The sequence below is a fragment of the Sphingomonas folli genome, from assembly GCF_019429525.1.
GTDB classification, from domain to species: Bacteria; Pseudomonadota; Alphaproteobacteria; order Sphingomonadales; family Sphingomonadaceae; genus Sphingomonas; species Sphingomonas folii.
Genome location: NZ_JAHXZL010000005.1, coordinates 184,614 through 201,776 on the forward strand (window position 1 = coordinate 184,614; position 17,163 = coordinate 201,776).

Annotated in this window: 13 protein-coding genes; 6 read left to right on the forward strand and 7 right to left on the reverse strand. The window is 71.0% G+C overall.

The annotated features are described in order from the left end of the window. Positions 1–101: 101 nt before the first annotated feature. The 6 genes from KZ813_RS09570 to KZ813_RS09595 form a co-directional block, all read right to left on the reverse strand. A complete protein-coding gene (locus KZ813_RS09570; protein WP_219754753.1) occupies positions 102–2,093 on the reverse strand; it encodes an MGH1-like glycoside hydrolase domain-containing protein in 1,992 nt (663 codons plus the stop codon). A 102-nt stretch (positions 2,094–2,195) separates the two neighbouring features. Continuing rightward, positions 2,196–2,609: a VOC family protein gene (locus tag KZ813_RS09575; RefSeq protein ID WP_219754754.1), complete on the reverse strand. Its 414-nt coding sequence runs from the start codon at positions 2,607–2,609 to the stop codon at positions 2,196–2,198. A 195-nt stretch (positions 2,610–2,804) separates the two neighbouring features. After that, positions 2,805–5,327 (reverse strand): TonB-dependent receptor, encoded by a 2,523-nt coding sequence (locus KZ813_RS09580; RefSeq protein ID WP_219754755.1) that lies wholly within the window; start codon positions 5,325–5,327, stop codon positions 2,805–2,807. A gap of 53 nt (positions 5,328–5,380) precedes the next feature. After that, on the reverse strand, positions 5,381–7,855 hold the full coding sequence (locus tag KZ813_RS09585) for a TonB-dependent receptor domain-containing protein (RefSeq protein WP_258046614.1): 2,475 nt from the start codon (positions 7,853–7,855) through the stop codon (positions 5,381–5,383). 221 nt (positions 7,856–8,076) lie between these two features. Then, a complete protein-coding gene (locus tag KZ813_RS09590; RefSeq protein WP_219754757.1) occupies positions 8,077–8,232 on the reverse strand; it encodes a hypothetical protein in 156 nt (51 codons plus the stop codon). 80 nt (positions 8,233–8,312) lie between these two features. Further along, complete coding sequence (locus KZ813_RS09595; protein WP_219754758.1) at positions 8,313–11,546, reverse strand: glycoside hydrolase family 2 TIM barrel-domain containing protein; 3,234 nt, start codon at positions 11,544–11,546, stop codon at positions 8,313–8,315. 182 nt (positions 11,547–11,728) lie between these two features. On the opposite strand from KZ813_RS09595, the gene KZ813_RS09600 reads away from it, so the two are divergent. The 6 genes from KZ813_RS09600 to KZ813_RS09625 all read left to right on the forward strand — a co-directional run bounded on the left by KZ813_RS09600 (position 11,729) and on the right by KZ813_RS09625 (position 16,795). Next, the gene (locus tag KZ813_RS09600; RefSeq protein ID WP_219754759.1) at positions 11,729–12,790 is read left to right on the forward strand and encodes a Ca2+-dependent phosphoinositide-specific phospholipase C; all 1,062 of its coding nucleotides are present in this window, start codon (positions 11,729–11,731) and stop codon (positions 12,788–12,790) included. Between the two features lie 67 nt (positions 12,791–12,857). After that, the gene (locus KZ813_RS09605; protein WP_219754760.1) at positions 12,858–13,241 is read left to right on the forward strand and encodes a hypothetical protein; all 384 of its coding nucleotides are present in this window, start codon (positions 12,858–12,860) and stop codon (positions 13,239–13,241) included. 319 nt (positions 13,242–13,560) lie between these two features. Beyond that, the gene (locus tag KZ813_RS09610; protein WP_219754761.1) at positions 13,561–14,553 is read left to right on the forward strand and encodes a hypothetical protein; all 993 of its coding nucleotides are present in this window, start codon (positions 13,561–13,563) and stop codon (positions 14,551–14,553) included. Positions 14,554–14,563: 10 nt separating this feature from the next. Next, positions 14,564–15,343 (forward strand): hypothetical protein, encoded by a 780-nt coding sequence (locus tag KZ813_RS09615; protein WP_219754762.1) that lies wholly within the window; start codon positions 14,564–14,566, stop codon positions 15,341–15,343. Positions 15,344–15,380: 37 nt separating this feature from the next. After that, a complete protein-coding gene (locus tag KZ813_RS09620) occupies positions 15,381–16,460 on the forward strand; it encodes a M4 family metallopeptidase (RefSeq protein ID WP_219754763.1) in 1,080 nt (359 codons plus the stop codon). Next, a complete protein-coding gene (locus tag KZ813_RS09625) occupies positions 16,460–16,795 on the forward strand; it encodes a protealysin inhibitor emfourin (RefSeq protein WP_219754764.1) in 336 nt (111 codons plus the stop codon). The genes KZ813_RS09620 and KZ813_RS09625 overlap by 1 nt, the downstream gene beginning before the upstream one ends. Positions 16,796–16,804: 9 nt before the next feature. On the opposite strand, the gene KZ813_RS09630 is transcribed toward KZ813_RS09625, so the two are convergent. Next, positions 16,805–16,987 (reverse strand): hypothetical protein, encoded by a 183-nt coding sequence (locus tag KZ813_RS09630; protein ID WP_308461847.1) that lies wholly within the window; start codon positions 16,985–16,987, stop codon positions 16,805–16,807. Positions 16,988–17,163: the final 176 nt, after the last annotated feature.

Here is a 17,163-nt window from a genome sequence, read left to right on the forward strand (position 1 = left end):
GCCCATCTTGTCAGCGAGATGGCACAGGCGATCCGATAAAGGAAAGAGAATTGTCAGATTATTGGGTGTCGTGGTTCCGCGGGCGGAGGGACACCGTCACGTCAGAACAGCTTGATCTCCGCCAGCCGCATCGAGCGCGCCGGGGGCACGTCGAACAGCACGCGCACGCGGCTGGCAATGATCGGGCGCCACGTCGCGTGGGTGATGCCGTTCGCGACCGGCGCAGCACCGCGCGCCGCGAGGTCCTGCCATCGCGCGCCGTCCCACGCCTGAACCTTGTAGCCTCGCGGCGCGGCGAAGCGCGCGTCGTCGGCGAAGAAGGCGAGCTCGGCGCGCTCGAGCCGGGTCGGCTTCCCGAGATCGACCGCGAACCACTGGGGTCCGCCGCCGTCCGAGGACCAGCCGTTGGGCAGCTCGGGGAAGAACCACACGCGCCCGTCGACCGCGTCGTGGAGGTTCTCCGCCGCGGTGCCGCTCGACGCCGAGGGGTTGGGGAACTGGCCGCGCACCAGCTGCACCGCGCGATCGATCGGCCGCGCGATCGGCGCCGGCGCGGCGCGCGGCACCGCCACGGTCAGCCGTCCGAGCGTCGCGCGGTGCGCCAGGCGCCGGCCGTCGAGCTCGACCGTCAGCCCGCGCTCGCCATAGTGGCGTCCGTCGGCGTCCCAGGTCACGTCGAGGCGGTGGCCGTGATAGGGCACATCCTGGACGCGGAACCAGGCGAGCGCCTGCGGGTCGCCCACCGCGGGTAGCAGCGGGTTGACCGCGACCGTATCGTCCGCCTGCGGGCGGATGCCGACGAGGCCGCCGAGCACCAGGTCGACGAAGCCCGAGTGGAAATAATGGTGGCTGCGCGCGAGCCCGACGATCGGTCGGCCGGTATCGGGATGATAATCCTCCTCCAGGTCGAGCCGATCACCCTGATAGTGAAGCCCGGCATATTGCCGCAGCAGCCGCAGATAAGCGGAGCGCGACACGTCTCGCTGGTCGTAATGATCGAGCACATTGGCCATGCCGAGCAGCAGCTGCGTCGTCTGGAACGGCCAGCTCGGCCCGTTCCACTGGCACTCGGGTGCGCTGCCCTCGTAGCGGTACTGGCGCATGTAATGGGGATAGCTCGGCTCGACGGTGCGCGGCCCCGCCGCCCCGCCGAGTTCGTCGCGCGATAGCACGTGGCGCCACGCCGCGGCGAAGCGTGCGTCGTCGTCGGGGAGGTCGAAGGTCCAGGGGACGTAGCCGACCAGTTCGCGCCCGCGGATCGGCGCCCAGTAGCGGACATACTGGTTCTCCACTTTGTAGCGGTCGATGAAATGGCCGAGCGCCCGGCTCCACAGGTCGCGCTGCACCAGCGCCTTGATCGTCGCGGCGCGCGCGGCGAAGTCGGCGCTCGCGCCGCGGTCGCCCGCCAGCGCGTACAGTCGCGACAGCGCGCGCGCGTTGGCGAACATATAGCTGTTGACGGAGGGGCGGAACGAGTCGCCGCCGCGGAACCCGTCCTTCCCGCCCGAGGCGTCGATCGACGAGATCGTGTACTCGGTCGCGTCGAGCAGCGGCTCGACCCAGTAGAGCCGCTTGGCCGGATCGCGGTGATCGTCCCAGGCGTCGTACAGCCCGCGCATCGCGGCGAGATGACGGGTAGCCGCCGCACGATCGCCGTCGACGAGGTAGCGGCCCCACACCGAGTCCGCCATATAATCGGTGAAATGGCGGTCGTTCCCGCCGGCGTACATGTGCGCGATGTAGTCGTCGGCGAAACGCCGGTCGCGCAGCCAGCGGCCCTCGCCGAGGTGGAAGCCGGTGGCATCGTTCAGGCTGGCCCAGGGCTCGAGCTGCCACGATACGTCGTCGAGGAACTCGGTCGAGATATAGCCGCGCTCGCCGAGGTCGCGCTGGTGCGCGCGATACAGTTGCCAGCGATAGTAATAGACCGAGTCGAGCCGCGCGTCGGCGGACTCGAAGAAAGGGATGCGGTCACGATACCAGGGTGCGTCGTTGCCGAAGCGCTCGCGCGCCACCCGGTCGGCGTCGATCGCCTGCGCCGGCGCCGCGAGCAGCAGCGCCGCGGCGACGAGCCGGCGTGCGGTGCGGATCATCCTTCCCTCCCCTTGTTCCTCGGCCGTTGTGACAGCCGTGGCGACGCGCGCAACCCATGGCCGCCGCCGCGCCGGCCTGACCTCCTCGGGACGGTAGCGCTCTCAATAGTTCGGCCACAGCCCCGGCGTGGCGATCTCGAGCACGTGGCCGTCGGGATCGTTGAAGTAGACGCTGCGCCCGCCCGCGGGCCAGTGGATCTCGCTCAGCTCGCGGACGCCGTGCTCCCGCAGGTGCGTGCGCCAGGCGTCATAGTCCGACGCCGCGGTCTTGAACGCCATGTGGAGCGGGCCGGCGCCGTCGTGGCCCGGGATATGGCCCTGCGGCGTGTCCTCGCCCGCGGTCGACCGGCCGCGCGCGAAGATCAGCAGCACGCTCCCGCCCCCGGCGTCGAAGGCGGTGAGCCGCTCCTCGTCGCGCAGGATCGCCAAGCCGATCACGTCGCGGAAGAAGGCGATCGAGCGCGGCTTGTCGTCGACGTATAAAGCGGTCTCGAGTACCCCGTTGAGCTGCGGCATCGTCGTCTCCCGTCACGCGACGCCCGCGCGTCGCCGCTCGACGAAACGACGCGCGTCGCGGTGGCGATCCGCCTCGACGATCCCGAGGCCGTGGCGCCGCCAGCCGCCGCGCCGCGCCGCCGTTGGAGTCAGCCTGGTACGCCGCGATCGGGGCGAGCACGCCGCGCCGCGACGGGCGGACAAGGCTCGCGGTTCTCAGAGCAGCAGGCGCAGCGCGAGCGAGGTCGTTCGGCCGTTGATCGAGCGCGCCCGCACGATCCCGGTGGCGGGGATGGACGGGTCCTCCGCCTCGGTGAACCCGATCGTATCGAACAGATTGTTGCTATTGACCGAGAATTGCAGCCGTTCACCGAGGTGCCAGGTGGCGAAGGCACCGACGGTGGCGAAGCCGGGGAGCGTCAGCTGATTGACGTCCTGCGCGAAGCTGCTGGTCGTCCCCACGACATTGGCGCCGAGCTCGATCGGGCCGAGCGCCAGTTCCGGCGTCGCCTGGTAGATGAAGCGGGCCTGGCGACGCGGGACATGGCCGACATAGGCGGGGGTGATCTGATCGGCGACGATCTTGGCATCGGTGTAGGTGCCGCCGGCGGAGAGGCGGAAGACGCCGAGGTCGAGCCCGCCCTCGGCCTCGATGCCATGCGCGCGGTAGACGCGGTCGACGAACTCACCCGGCGCCGTGATCTGGGCGTTCTTCTCCCCCGTGCGCGCCCAGAAACCGGTGAGATCGAGATGCGCCTTATCGCGGCGGTATTTCAGCCCCGCCTCCGCCTGCTCGACGCGGTCGACCGCGGCGGTGGGATTGGTCGGGCGCCCCGTGACAGTGTTCAGCGACGGGCCGAACCACAGGCGGTCCGCGTTGGTCCGCCCCCCGCGACTGTAGCGCGCGAAGACCGCGAACGGCTCGGCGACGCGGAAGTTGATGCCGGACGAATAGGAGACGTAATCCCAGTCGTAATCGACGGGCGCCGGGCGATCGAGCGGGACCACCGCCACGCGCTGCTCGGCGCGCGAGATCCTGCCGTCACCGTTCATGTCGCGTGCGACGAGGCCGACACGACCGTCACCCAGGTCGGCACTGTAGATCAGCCCCTGGGCGTGACCGAGATCGTAGCGCACGCTGGCACCGATCGAGACCCGGCCGATCTTGTAGTTGAGCGAGCCGAACGGTGCGTTGGTGTAGAAGTCGACCCGGTGCCGCCGCCGACAGCAGTTCCCCTTGAAGGCGCTTCCGCTATAGCCATGGACGCCGTCCTGGGTCTCCGCCACGCCGTTCGCGTCGAAGACGTCGATCAGCGCACCGTCACCGTGGCCGCGCACCTCCATCACCCGCGATATCCACAGCCAATCGGTGTCGATGCTCTGTCGCGAGTCGTAGAGGCCGAGGGTAGCGGTCAACTCGCCCGGGCCGATCGGATCGACGCGGCTGCCCCGCAGATCGTTGACGATGTTGCCCAGCCGGTCGAGCTTGGCGTTGAAGATCACCGCCTTGGCAAGCAATCCGTTCCCCTCCCCAAGGAGATCGGGGCGCGTGACCGGTTGCCCCGCGCCGGGGCCGCTGGCGTAGCGCATCGTCGCGCCTGCCCCGGCGATGGTGGCGGCGATGTCGTTCGCGGCGCCCACCGCCGCCGGGAAGTCGCCCCCGGCGCGGCCGCGGATGGTGCTGTACCGGAAGCGATCGATCACGGTGAAGCCGGCGAGCGTCACCTGCGCCTCGGCGCCGACCGAGTAGACCGCCGATCGGCGGCCGCGACGCTCGTCGAAGATGCTCGGGCGGTTGTCGCCGTCGAGGGTCAGCGCGCGCAGGGCGTAACGTGACGCGAGCGCGTCATGCGCGATGTCGAAACCGGCGAGGCTCTCGTAATGCGGGTCGGCGTCGGTGCCGGTCACCCGCACCGGGTAAGGCCGGTAGCCGACGGTCTGATCGTCCAGCACCTTGCCGTACAGTCGCACGTGGCCGCCGTCGAACTCCCGGGTGAGGTTCAGCTTGAGCTGGCCGCCGCGGTTGCCGTCGTAGCCGATCCTGCGCGGCCCCTGGCCGTAGCGGAGGAAGCCGCCGAAATGGTAGCGCCACGTGTCCCCGAGCCGCCCGCCATAATCCACGTCGAGGCGGTGCTCGCCGTAGTCGACGCCTTCGAGCAGCTGCACCGCGCCGCCCTCGGTCTCGCCGGTCTTGGAGATCAGGTTGATCACGCCGCCGGGCGCGTTCGAGGCGAAGGTGGAAGCCGAGCCACCGCGCACGGAGGCGATCGTCGCCAAGTTGAGGTCGGCGCGCATGAACAGGTCGGCGTTACCGTAGACGATGTCGCCATATTCCAGCACGGGCAGGCCGTCCTCCTGGAGCTGCAGATACTTGCCCCCGCCCGTCGCCATCGGCAGGCCGCGGATCGAGAGGTTGGCGCCGCCCTCGCCGCTCGAGCTCTCCGAGCGGATGCCGGGGATGTTGCGGAACACCTCGGCGAGCGAGCGCGGCGCGATCTTGTCGATGTCGCTGGCGAGCAGCTGGCTGGTCGACACCGCGGTGTCGAGCCGGTCGCGCCCGCGCGCCACCGCGGTGACGACCACGTCGCGGCGCGGCGCCTCCTGCTCGGCGCGCTCCTCGCGGGCGCTGGTGTCCGCGGTCGTGGACGGGGCATCGGGCGTGGCCTGGGCGCGCGCACTCGCGGGCGCGACGATCGACAGGGGAGCCGCCGCCACGAGCAGGAGGGTCTTCATACGCATGTCAGTGGGTGTCCGTGATCGAAGGTGGAGGTCGTCCGGGGGCGGCGCCGCGCTCAGAGCAGCAGGCGCAGCGCGAGCGAGGTCGTCCGGCCGTTGACCGAGCGTGCGCGCACGATCTGGTCGGGGGGGATGGTGGCGTTCTCGGACTCGGTGAAGCCGAGCACGTCGAACGCGTTGTTGCAGTCGAGCGAGAGCTGCAGCCGCTCGCTGAGGTGATAGGTCGCGAAGGCGTTGACCGTGGTGAAGCCCGGCAGCTTCAGCTTGTTCTCGTCCTGCGCGAAGCTGCTCGTGGTGCCGACGACATTGGCACCGAGCTCGACCGGGCCGAGCGTCAGCTCGGGCGTGGTCTGGAAGATGAAGCGCGCCTGGCGCCGCGGCATATGGCCGACGGTGGCGGGATTGATCTGGTCGGTCGCGATCTTGGCGTCGGTGACGGTCGCGCCGGCGGTGAGGCTGAAGAGCTTGCCGGTGAGCGCACCCTCCGCCTCCACGCCATGCGCGCGATAGACGCGATCGATGAACGATCCGGGCGTCGTGATCTGCGCGTTCTGCTCGCCCGTGCGCGCCCAGAAGCCGGTGAGGTCGAGCCGTGCGCCGTCTCGGCGATATTTCAGCCCGCCCTCGACCTGCTCGACCCGATCGATCGCGGCGCGGCGGTTGGTCAGCGCGCCGGTGGCGACGTCGAGCCCGGGGCCGAACAGCAGGCGGTCCGAGTTGGTGCGCGCACCGCGGCTGTAGCGCGCGAACATCGCGAACGGCTCGGCGACGCGCCAGTTGATGCCGGTCGAGTAGGACAGGTAATGCCAGCCGTAGAAGACCGGCGCCGGGCTGCCGAGCGGCAGCGCCGCGACCCGACGCTCCGCCGCCGCGATCGTGCCGTCGCCGTTCATGTCGCGCGCGACCAGCCTGGCGCGGCCGCCGCCCAGGTCGGCGCCGTAGATCAGCCCGGCGGCGTCGCCGAAGTCGTAGCGCAGGCTGCCACCGATCGAGACCCGGCCCAGCTTGTAGTTGAGCGAGCCGAACGGCGCGTTGGTGTGATAGTCGACGCGGTGCTTACGACGACAGCAGTCGCCGAAGAAGCTGGCGCTGTAGCCATAGACGCCGTCCTGAGTGACCGGCACGCCCCGCGCGTCGTACACGTCGATCATCGCCGCGATACCGCGGCCGCGCACCTCCAGCAGATCGGACGTCCACAGCCAGTCGGTGTGAACGTCCTGGCGCGAGCGATAGAAGCCCATGGTGCTGGTCAGCTCGCCGCGCCCGATCGGATCGACGCGGCTGGCGCGCAGATCGTTGATGATACTGCCGAAGCTGTTGATCTTGGCGTCGAAGACGATGTTCTCGGCGAGCAGGCCGTTGCCCCCGCCGAGCTGTCCCGGGCGCGCGACGATCTGGCCGGGCTGCGCGCCGCTGGCGTAGCGCAGCGTCGCGCCGGCGCCGCCGAGCGCCGTCGCGATGTCGCTCGCGGCGTCGATCGTCGCGGGAAAGTTGGCGATGAAGCGGCCGGTGATGCTGGTGAAGCGGAAGCGATCGGTCACGGTCCAGCCGGCCAGCGTCGCCTGTGCCTCGACCCCGATCGAGTCGACCACCGGGTGCATGCCGTCGCGCAGGTCGTGGACCCGGCGGCGGTTGGCGCCGTCGAGCGTGACGTGGCGCAGCGCGTAGCGCGAGTAGAGCGCGTCGTGGCCGATGTCGAAGCCCGGCAGGCTCTCATAGCGCGGATCGGCGTCGGTGCCGGTGACCCGCACCGGATTGGGCAGGTAGCTCACCGCGCGGTCGTCGAGCGCCTTGCCGTAGACGCGGACATAGCCGCCGTCGAACTCCTTGGTGAGGTTCAGCTTGATCTGGCCGCCGCGGTTGCCGTCATAGCCGATCCGGCGGGGTCCCTCGCCCTGGCGGACGAAGCCGCCGACGTGGAAGCGCCAACCGCCGTCGAGCCGACCGCCATAATCCATGTCGAGGCGGTGCTCGCCATAGTCGAGCCCGGTGAGCAGCTGCACCGCGCCGCCATCCTCTTCGCCGGTCTTCGAGATCAGGTTGATCACCCCACCGGGCGAGTTGGAGGCGAAGGTCGAGGCCGAGCCGCCGCGCACCGAGGCGACGCTGGCGATGCCGAGGTCGGCGCGCAGGAAGATGTCGGCATTGCCGAAGACGAGGTCGCCATATTCAACCAGCGGCAGGCCGTCCTCCTGCAGTTGCAGGTACTTGCCGCCGCCGGTCGCCATCGGCAGGCCGCGGATCGAGAGGTTGGCGTTGCCCTCGCCGCCCGAGCTCTCCGAGCGGACGCCCGGGATGTTGCGGAAGATCTCGGCGACCGAGCGCGGCGCGATCCTGTCGATGTCGCTGGCGAGCAGCTGGCTGGTCGACACCGCGGTGTCGAGCCGATCGCGCCCGCGCGCCACCGCGGTGACGACCACGTCGCGGCGCGGCGGCGACGTCTCGCCGGCATGCGGCGTCGGCTCGTCGCTGTCGCCGGCGGGTGCCTGCTGCGCCGCGACGGGCTGCGGCGCGCCGATCGCGGTCGGCAAGCAGGTAAGCAGAAGCAAAGTCTTGAAATGCACGGCGCGCCCCCGGTAGCTGGCGCACCTATGATAAGTCAGTTTAGGAGATGCGTTGCGGCATCAGAGAAAGAACCGAAAGAGATGGAAAAGCCAAGCTACTGAATAGCCGCACGTTCTTATCAGTTTCTCTTCCCCGAAATCACCGATATGCGTCACTGTTCACGCTGACGACCGCGGATAACGCCCGATCAACCGAGTGAGCCCGGCTCGACCGCGCGGATCAATCGTTGCAGCACCGCGATCCGGTCGCGCTCGCGCGCGAGGTCGGCGGAGGGGTGGTGCGCCACCCGGTCGAGAAGGACGCGCATTTCCTTATGCCACGTCTCGCGCACGCTCGTCGTCATGATCACTCTCCTCACCGCGCCGTCGCTCGCGGCGCCACCGGGCCAACGCCGACGGCGGCGAAGCGATGCGAGGCGGGCGATCAGTCCTCGCCGGTCGCGCTCGCCGCGCGGGCGCGATCCGGCGTGGTGCCCTCGCCCACGAACGGCGTGAGGCGGAACGACACCCGCGTCGGCTCCAGCCTGGTGCGATACTGCGGCATCGGCAGCCCCGCCTGGCTCCACTCGGTGTCGCCGCCGACGCCCCATTGCGCCGAGTCGACCAGCAGGGTCACCTGGCCGTGCGGCACCACGTCGGTCGACTTCCACGTGCCCGGCGTGTGGCGGTCGAGGTCGGCGTAGGGGAAGGCCAGCGCGTTCATCATCAGCGGCTGGTCGCCCTGCACCCGTACGCCGCGCCCGCCGCCGGAGAGCTCCATCCACCGCACGTCGACCTTGTTGCCGGTCTCCTGCGGGCGGATGAAGTCGTGGTTCTGCTGAGCGATCATGCCGCGCCACAGTCCGATGGGGGCCGAGGTCCGGCGATCGACATAGCTCTCGTGCGGGCCGCGGCCGTACCATTCCACCTCGGTCACGTCGGTCGGCATGGCGAAGGCGAGCCCGACGCGGAACGGCGCGGGCAGGTCGGTCTTCACCGGCGTGAACTGGCCGTCGACCGCGACGCTGCCGTCGGCCGCCATGGCGTAGCGCGTGGTGAAGGTGGCGGCGCCGTCGCCCAGCGCATAGTCGACCGCCACCTCGGCGCCCGCGTCCGAGCGCGCGCTGCGCACCGCGGTGACGCGTCGCGTCTCGCTCATCGCCTTCCACATGGCGAGCTTGCGGTCGGTACCGATGCCGATGTCATTGTCGGTCACCGCGCGCCAGAAATGCGGCGCGCCGCCGCTCGCGACGGTGCGCCCGCCCTGCGCATAGTCGCGCACCAGTCCGGTGGCGCGATCGATCGTGAGGGTCGCGCCGTTCGCCGACAGCGTCACCGCGCCGCGTGCCTGCTGGAGCGTCACCGCGCCCGTCGCCGCGGCGGCCGCGCCGGCGCCCCCGGGCTGCACCTGGAACTGCTCGAAGCCGAGCAGGGTGCCGCCCGCCACGCCGGGGATCGCGGCCTCCTTCGCGCGGACGTTGACCGTGACGAAATACTCCGACCCCGCCCGGCGTTGATAGCCGGAGAGCGGCAGCGTGATCGTCTCGGCGCCCCGCGCGGGCGTGGCGAGCGGCGCCAGCGCGCCCTTCGCGACCGGCACGCCGTCCTCCTCCAGTTCCCAGTCGAAGGTGAAGCCCGACAGGTCGCGGAAATCGTGCCGGTTGCGCACCGTCACGCGGCCGGTGGCGGGATCGAAGCCGTCGAACTGCGCGGGCGCGTAGACCTTGCGCAGCTCGTACAATTGCGGGTTGGGCGTGCGGTCCGACTGGAGCAGCCCGTCGCCGAACTCGATATCGCCGCCCGGGTTGGGGCCGTACTCGCCGCCGTCGCCCCAGTAGCGCCGCCCGTCCTTGGTGTAGCGATACATCGACTGGTCGACCCAGTCCCAGACGAAGCCGCCCTGCAGCTTGTCCGGATGGGCGTAGATCGTGTCCCAATATTCCTTCAGATTGCCGCCGGTCTGGCCCATCATGTGCGCGTACTCGCACTGGATCATCGGCTGCTTGAAGCGCCAGTTGACCGCATAGTCGCGCATCTTCTCGACGGTGTCGTACATCGGCGCGTAGATGTCTGCGAAGTAATTGGGTCGATGGTCGTGGACGCCCTCCCACGTGCCCCAGCCGAGGTAGCTGAGCAGCCGGGACGGATCGCGCCGCTTGGCCGCCGCCGCGCCCGCCTCGAAGTTCGGCCCGATCCCGGCCTCATTGCCGAGCGACCAGAAGATGATCGAGGCGTGGTTCTTGTCGCGCTCGATCATGTTGGTCACGCGGCTGACGTGCGCGTCCTTCCACGCCGGATCGAAGCCGATCTGATATTTGGCGCGGTCGTCGGGATGGTTGTTGCCCGCCTCCATATAGGCGTGGCTCTCGACGTTCGCCTCGTCCATCACATAGAGGCCGTAGCGGTCGGCGAGTTCGTACATATACGGGTCGTTGGGATAGTGCGACATGCGCAACGCGTTGATGTTATTGCGCTTCATCAGCTGGACGTCGCGCTCCATCGACTCGCGCGTGATGGTGTGGAAGGTCTCGGGATCATGCTCGTGGCGGTTGACGCCGCGGATCGTGATCGGCTTGCCGTTCACCGTCACGCGTCCGTCGATGATCGCGACGGTACGGAAGCCGATCTGGCGCGCGCTCGACTCGATCAGTGCCCCCTTGGCGTCGTACAGCTCGACCAGCAGCGTGTAGAGGCTCGGCGTCTCCGCGGTCCAGGGGCGCACGTTCGCCACCGTGCCGCGCAGCGTCACCGCGCGCGCGCCCGCGCCGGCCGGCACCGCGGCGCGCGCCTGCTGGAGCAGGCGGTCGCCGTCCATCAGCACGTAGCGGGCGCTGGCCGCGCCGGTCCCGCCGACCGCCACCTCGACCGCGAGCGTGCCGTCGCGATAGGCCTCGTCCAGCCCGGCGTGGACGAACACGTCGCGCACGCGCGTCTTCGGCGCGGCGAGCAGATACACCGAGCGCTCGATCCCCGAGACGCGCCAGAAATCCTGATCCTCGAGATAGCTGCCGTCGGACCAGCGGTGGATCTGGATCGCCACCGTGTTGCGGCCCGGCTTGACGAAGCGCGTGACGTCGAACTCGCTCGGCAGCTTGGAATCCTCGGAATAGCCCACCGCCGCGCCGTTGACCCAGACCTCATAGGCCGATCCCGCCGCGCCGACGTGAAGGATCACGTCGCTGCCCTGCCAGCCCGCGGGCACTTCCACGTCGCGGCGGTAGGAGCCCACCGGGTTGGTCGCGCGCGGGATCAGCGGCCGGTTGGCGGGAAAAGGATACGTCACGTTGTTGTAGCGCGGCTGGTCGAAGCCCTGCGCCTGCCAGTCGCCGGGGACCTTGATGTCCTTCCACCCCGCCACGTCGTAGGCCGGCTTCTCGAAGCCCGCGGGCAGGTCGTCCGAGCTGGGTGACAAAGCGAACTTCCACGTCCCGTCGAGCGTGACGTAGCGCGACGAGCGCGCCTCCGCACCCGCCAGCGCGAGCGCGCGAGTCTCGTACGGGAAGCCGGTGGCGTGAGCGGGCATCTTGCCGCGCGCGTTCACCGCCGGGTTCTCCCAATCGGGCCGCGACGGGTCGACCTGCACCGGCTGTACCTGCGGCACGTCCTGCGCGGCGGCCTCCGAACCCAGTGGCGCGACCAACGAAGCGGCGGCAACGCCGGCGAGCAACAGCGAGCGCATTCCCTCTTTCCTCCCCCAGCGGATGGCCGTCCGCCATCCCGCTGTTGTCTGACAATAATACCACGCCGCGACCGCACAAGCGGTCTCGCGCAAGTGGCTGAAGTAGAGGCCAAAGCTCAGGAGGACTCGGGCGCGGCGACGGTGTCACGCCAGTTTCACGCGCCCTTCCTAGGGCCGCACCCATGATCCGTCTCACCCGCGCGCTCGCGCTCGCCGCCCTGCTCCCCACCGCCGCCGCCGCGCGCGACGCCGCCCCCCTGCGGCTCAACGACCTGCAGGTGATCGGCACGCACAACAGCTACAAGCGCGCGATGCCCGCCGCGACGATGGCGCGGCTGCGCGCCGCCGACCCGAAGCTCGCGGACGCGCTCGATTACGCGCACCGGAACCTCGACGAGCAGCTCGACAAGGGCGCGCGTCAGCTCGAGATCGACGTCAATTACGACCCGAAGGGGGGCCATTACGCGCGCGGGTCGGACGACCCGCAACTACGCCGGCGGGGCTACAAGGTGCTCCACATCCCGGCCATCGACAATTCATCGAGCTGCGTGCTGCTGACCGAGTGCCTCACGATCATCCGCCGCTGGTCCGACGCGCACCCGCGCCACGTGCCGATCATGCTGATGTTCAACGTCAAGGACGAGCAGAACGCGGCGCGCGGCGGCATCGACTCGGTGGTGCCCGACGCCGCCGGCTATGACGCACTCGACGCCGAGATCCGCTCGGTGCTGCCGCCGTCCAAGCTGATCACGCCCGACGACGTGCAGGGCCGCTACCCGACGCTGCGCGCGGCGGTGCTGGCGAACAACTGGCCCACGCTCGCGAGGGCGCGCGGCAAGATCCTGTTCGCGCTCGACGAGACACCCGCGAAGGTGGCGCTGTACCGCGGCGCGCGGCGCTCGCTCGAGGGGCGCGTGTTCTTCATCAACACCGACGAGGCCTCGCCCGCCGCTGCCTATCTGACGCTCAACGAGACGATGGCAGACGCGGCGCGGATCCGCCGCGACGTCGCCGCCAACTATCTGGTGCGCACCCGCGCCGACGCCGAGACGCGCGAGGCACGGCGCAACGACACGCGCCGCCGCGACACCGCGCTGGCGAGCGGGGCGCATTATGTGTCGACCGACTATCTGTGGCCCGACCCGCGCTTCGCCGGGGGGTATCGAGTCTCGCTGCCCGGCGGCGGCGTGGCGCGCTGCAATCCGGTGCGACGGCCGACGGGGTGCGCGGTGGACGAGCGCTGAGGCGCTTCGACCAAGGTCGCACCGCGTCGCTAACCGTGCGCTAACGGCCTCGCCCTAGGGCGAGGTGATGACCGCGCAGTTCCTCATCGACGTCGACGTGCCGCACGCGCTGATACGGATCACGATGGCGGGCTTCTTCGACGCGCCCGCGATCGCGCGCTTCGTGACCGCGCGGGACGCCGCGCACGCCCGGCTCACCTGCCCGGCCAACGCGCATCTCACCCTGGTCGACATCCGCGCGATGGACATCCAGGCACAGGACAGCGTCGCGCAGTTCCGCGCGGTGCTGGCGGATCCTCGCCATGCCTCGCGCCGCCTCGCCTTCGTGGTGGCGCGCTCGCTCGCGCGCTCGCAGATCCGCCGCGCCGCCGCCGAGCGCGAGGCCTGTTATTTCGAGACGGTCGAGCAGGCCGAGGCCTGGCTGCTCGGCGCGGCCTCGGCCGCGGCGTAGCGCCAGCGGCCTGGGGGAGCAGCGCCTGCTCCCGCCGATGCCGCCGATGTGCTCGCTCCGCGCGACCATGCCGCGCGCGACGGCGCAGGCTGCCGTGGCCCAGCGCAGCCCCGCGGCGCGGCTGGGACGGCGGTTCCGCGACCCGCTCACCTCCCCCGACTCGGCCCCCGCCTGCATCTAACCGTCGGACTGCATGCCGTTTTTCCGTCGCGACCCACCGCTTTGCGCTGTCCTACACGGAACAAGCGTGGAACATGGAGTCGACGGCGTGACCCGATTCGGCGATCACGCCCGCTGCGACGGAGGTAAGCCGACCGCCATGCGAGGACCCGTTCCGCCCTCAGCCGCGCTGGCCGTCGCGCTGCTACTCACCGGCTGCGCCACGAACGCGGTGCGGATCGAGGCCGCCGGCGACGTCGCCGCGCGTGGGGGGGAGGCGGTCACCGCCACCGCCGCCTATCTCGACTCGGTCGAGCAGCGCCGCCGCGACGCCGCCGCCGCGCTGGTCGCGAGCGACGCCAGCTGCCTCCCCGCCACGCCGCTACGGATCCAGGTGCCGACGAGCGCCGCCCCCCCGCCGGCGCCGCTCTGCTTCGACGGCGACACCCCCGCCCCCGGCTACACCGCGCTGAGCATCGACGTCGGCACCAGCCCGCGCGCGCTGCTCGCGCCGCGCGTCGCGCTGATCGCGGCGGTCGGCGACTATATCGAGGCGCTGGCGACGATCCTCGCCGAGCCCAAAACCGACGTCTCGTCCGAGCTGACCGCCTTCGCCGAGCGGGTCGGCCGGGTCACCGCCGCGGCGGGCATGCCCGACACCGACCCGGCGTCGCCGCGCGGCGCGGGCCTGGTCGCGCTCGCCGCCTTCGCCGCCGAGCTGGCGCACGAGGCGCGTACCGCCGGTCGCGTGCGCGCGCTGGTGGAAGCGCGCGGCGACACGGTCGACCGCGCCCTCGCCGAGCTGCGCGGCGAGGTGGAGGGCTGGGGCCGCACCGCGGCGCGCAGTGCCGAGGACCTCTACGGCAACGCGCTGTTCCGCACCTATCTGCGCCAGCGCGCCGACCTCACCGCCGAGCAGCGCGAGCAACTCGCCGCGCGCGTGTTCGCCGCGCGCGAGGCGGCGCGCACCGGCCCCGCGCGCGTCGCCGCGGTGGCGGACGCGCTGGCGCTCGCCGCCACCGCGCAGGCCGACCTGCGCGCGGCGCTGACGGGGCGGTTGACCCCGACGCAGCGCCGCGCCGCCGCCAAGCTCAACCTCGATCGGATCGCGCGCGCGCTCGGCCTGGTCGCCACGATCGCGCGCCCGCTGTGAGGAGGACGGCATGACCCGCTATTCCGAGGCGCTCGCCGCCGCCAACGCGCTCGCCGACCAGGTGCAATCCTATGTCGCCGACGGGCGCTTCCTGCCGCGCTATTTCGACCGGCTGTTCGGGCTGCGCACCGCGCTGGGCGACGCGCTCGACCATTTCGCCGCGACGCTGATCACGGTGCCGGGTGACGCCGCGGTGTTCGCCGCCGTGCTCGACCGCGCCGTCGAGGCGCGGCGCGAGGGCGAGCGGCTGATGCCCAGCGACGTGGCGGTCGAGCGCTACGCCGCCGCGGTGTCACGCGCCACCGCCGCGCTGCGCGCCGAGCTGCCCGGCGCCGCCGCCGCCCCGGCCGCGCCGCTGCTGCGCGGCGCGCTGCGGCTCGACCGCGCGCCCGCCCCGCCGGATCGACCGACGCTGGGGCTGCCCGCGGCGACTATCCCGGCCGAGCCCTATTACACCAGTCTCGCCAAGCTGTTCCCGGTCGAGGCGGTGGCGCTCTACCCGCTCGCCCAGACGATCGCGGGCGAGGACCGGTCGCTGCGGCTGATCCTGATCGCGGTGATCGGCCTGTTCGTCGTGGCGCTGCGCTGGCTCGGCACGCAGGACAGCGGCGGCCAGCCCGACCCGTCCGCGATCGCGGTCGCGCTCGCCTCGTTCCTGCTCTACGCGGCCTCGCTCGGCGGCTTCGGCTACCTGCCCGGGGGCGCCGAGCAGACGCGCCAGCTGCTCGCGTTCGCTACAATGATCTGGGTCGCGCTCGCGCCGCTGCTGCTGCGCCGCGCGCGCCGCTGATCTGCCCCCGCCGCTGATCTACCAAGGAGAGACGCCGATGTGCACGCTCACCCACCGCCACGCGATCCACTGTATCCTGCCACCCTACATCCTCTCGCGCATCGCCGAGCACGGCTCGCCCGAGCTGCGCGGCAAGGCGATCCGCGCGTTGTTGGTGGACCCCTCGATCCGTATGGTGCGCGCCACCACCGCGGGTCCGGTCATCGGCAGCGTCGCGCGGCTACGCAGCGCCGCGGGCAACGTCCTGACCCCGAGCCCGCTGCGCACCATCCGCGACGCCAAGGGCAAGCCCGAGGCGCCCGGCGCCACCGTGGTCCGCCGCGAGGGCGAGGCGCCGACCGGCGATCCCGCGGTGGACGAGGCCTATGATGGGCTCGGCGCCACCTTCGCGCTCTACTGGGAAGCCTATCAGCGCGACTCGATCGACGACGCCGGCCTGCCGCTCGACGCCACCGTCCACTACGACCAGGACTATGACAACGCTTTCTGGGACGGCACGCAGATGGTCTTCGGCGACGGCGACGGGGAGCTGTTCAACCGCTTCACGCTCGCGCTCGACGTGATCGGCCACGAGCTGACCCACGGCGTCACCGAGCGCGAGGCGGGCCTGGCCTATTTCAACCAGTCGGGCGCGCTCAACGAGAGCATCTCCGACGTGTTCGGCTCGCTGGTCAAGCAGAAGGCGCTCGGCCAGGACGCCGCCGCCGCCGACTGGCTGATCGGCGAGGGGCTGTTCACGCCCAAGGTGAAGGGCAGCGCGCTACGCTCGATGAAGGCGCCGGGTACCGCCTATGACGACCCCGTGCTCGGCAAGGACCCGCAGCCCGCCCACATGGACGATTTCGTCCGCACCAACCAGGACAATGGCGGCGTCCACATCAACTCGGGCATCCCCAACCGCGCCTTCTACCTCGCCGCGACCGCGATCGGCGGGAACGCCTGGGACCGCGCCGGGACGATCTGGTATAATGCGCTGCTCGACCCCAATGTCAGGGCCAACACGGATTTCGCCGGCTTCGCGCGCGTGACGGTGGACGTGGCCGGGCGCTTGTACGGGGCGGGCAGCGCCGATGCGACCGCGGTCGGCGCGGCGTGGAGCGATGTCGGAGTGAGCTGATGACGGACGAGGCGGGGTGCGGCGGCGAGGCGCGGATGCGGGTGGACGGCGGCTTCGCGCATCTGCCCGGTCGCGCGAGCGACTCGTGCGTGCCGCTCGAGCGACTGCCCGGTGACGAGCGCGCCGAGCTGACGCGACTCGCCGACGCGGCCGGCTTCTTCGACTGCGCGCCCGAGCCCGCCGTGGCGCGTCCCGACGCACGCACCTACACGATCGGGCTGACGATCGACGGCCGCAGCCGCGATTTGCAGGTCGCCGAGCCGATCCGCGATCCGGCGCTGGCGGCGCTGGTGTCGACCGTACGCCGCATCACGCGCGAGCGCGGCGGCGTCTAGCCGCGACGGTCAGGCGACCGCGGCGACCCGCTCGTCGCGCGCTTTCTCGGATCGGCGGCTGCGCGACGCCATCGCGATCCAGGCGGCCTCGGCGCGCAGGCAGCGGTCACGCACGTTGTCGAGCGTCGCCGATGCCGCTTCCTCGCGGCAGCGGTCGGCGTTGGCGGTGAAGGTCTCGCTGTCGCGCATCATCTTTTCCTCCTCGCCGGCGCGGGCGAAGTCCCGGGCCGGGCGGCCGCATCGGTCGCGATCGTCGGCAGCGAGCGCGGCGCGCGTGCTGGGTCGTTCGCCGCGACGATGATGCGCCTCCGCTTATTGCCTCAACGCGCCGTCGCGCGATCCGGGCGCATGATGGTTGAGATATACCG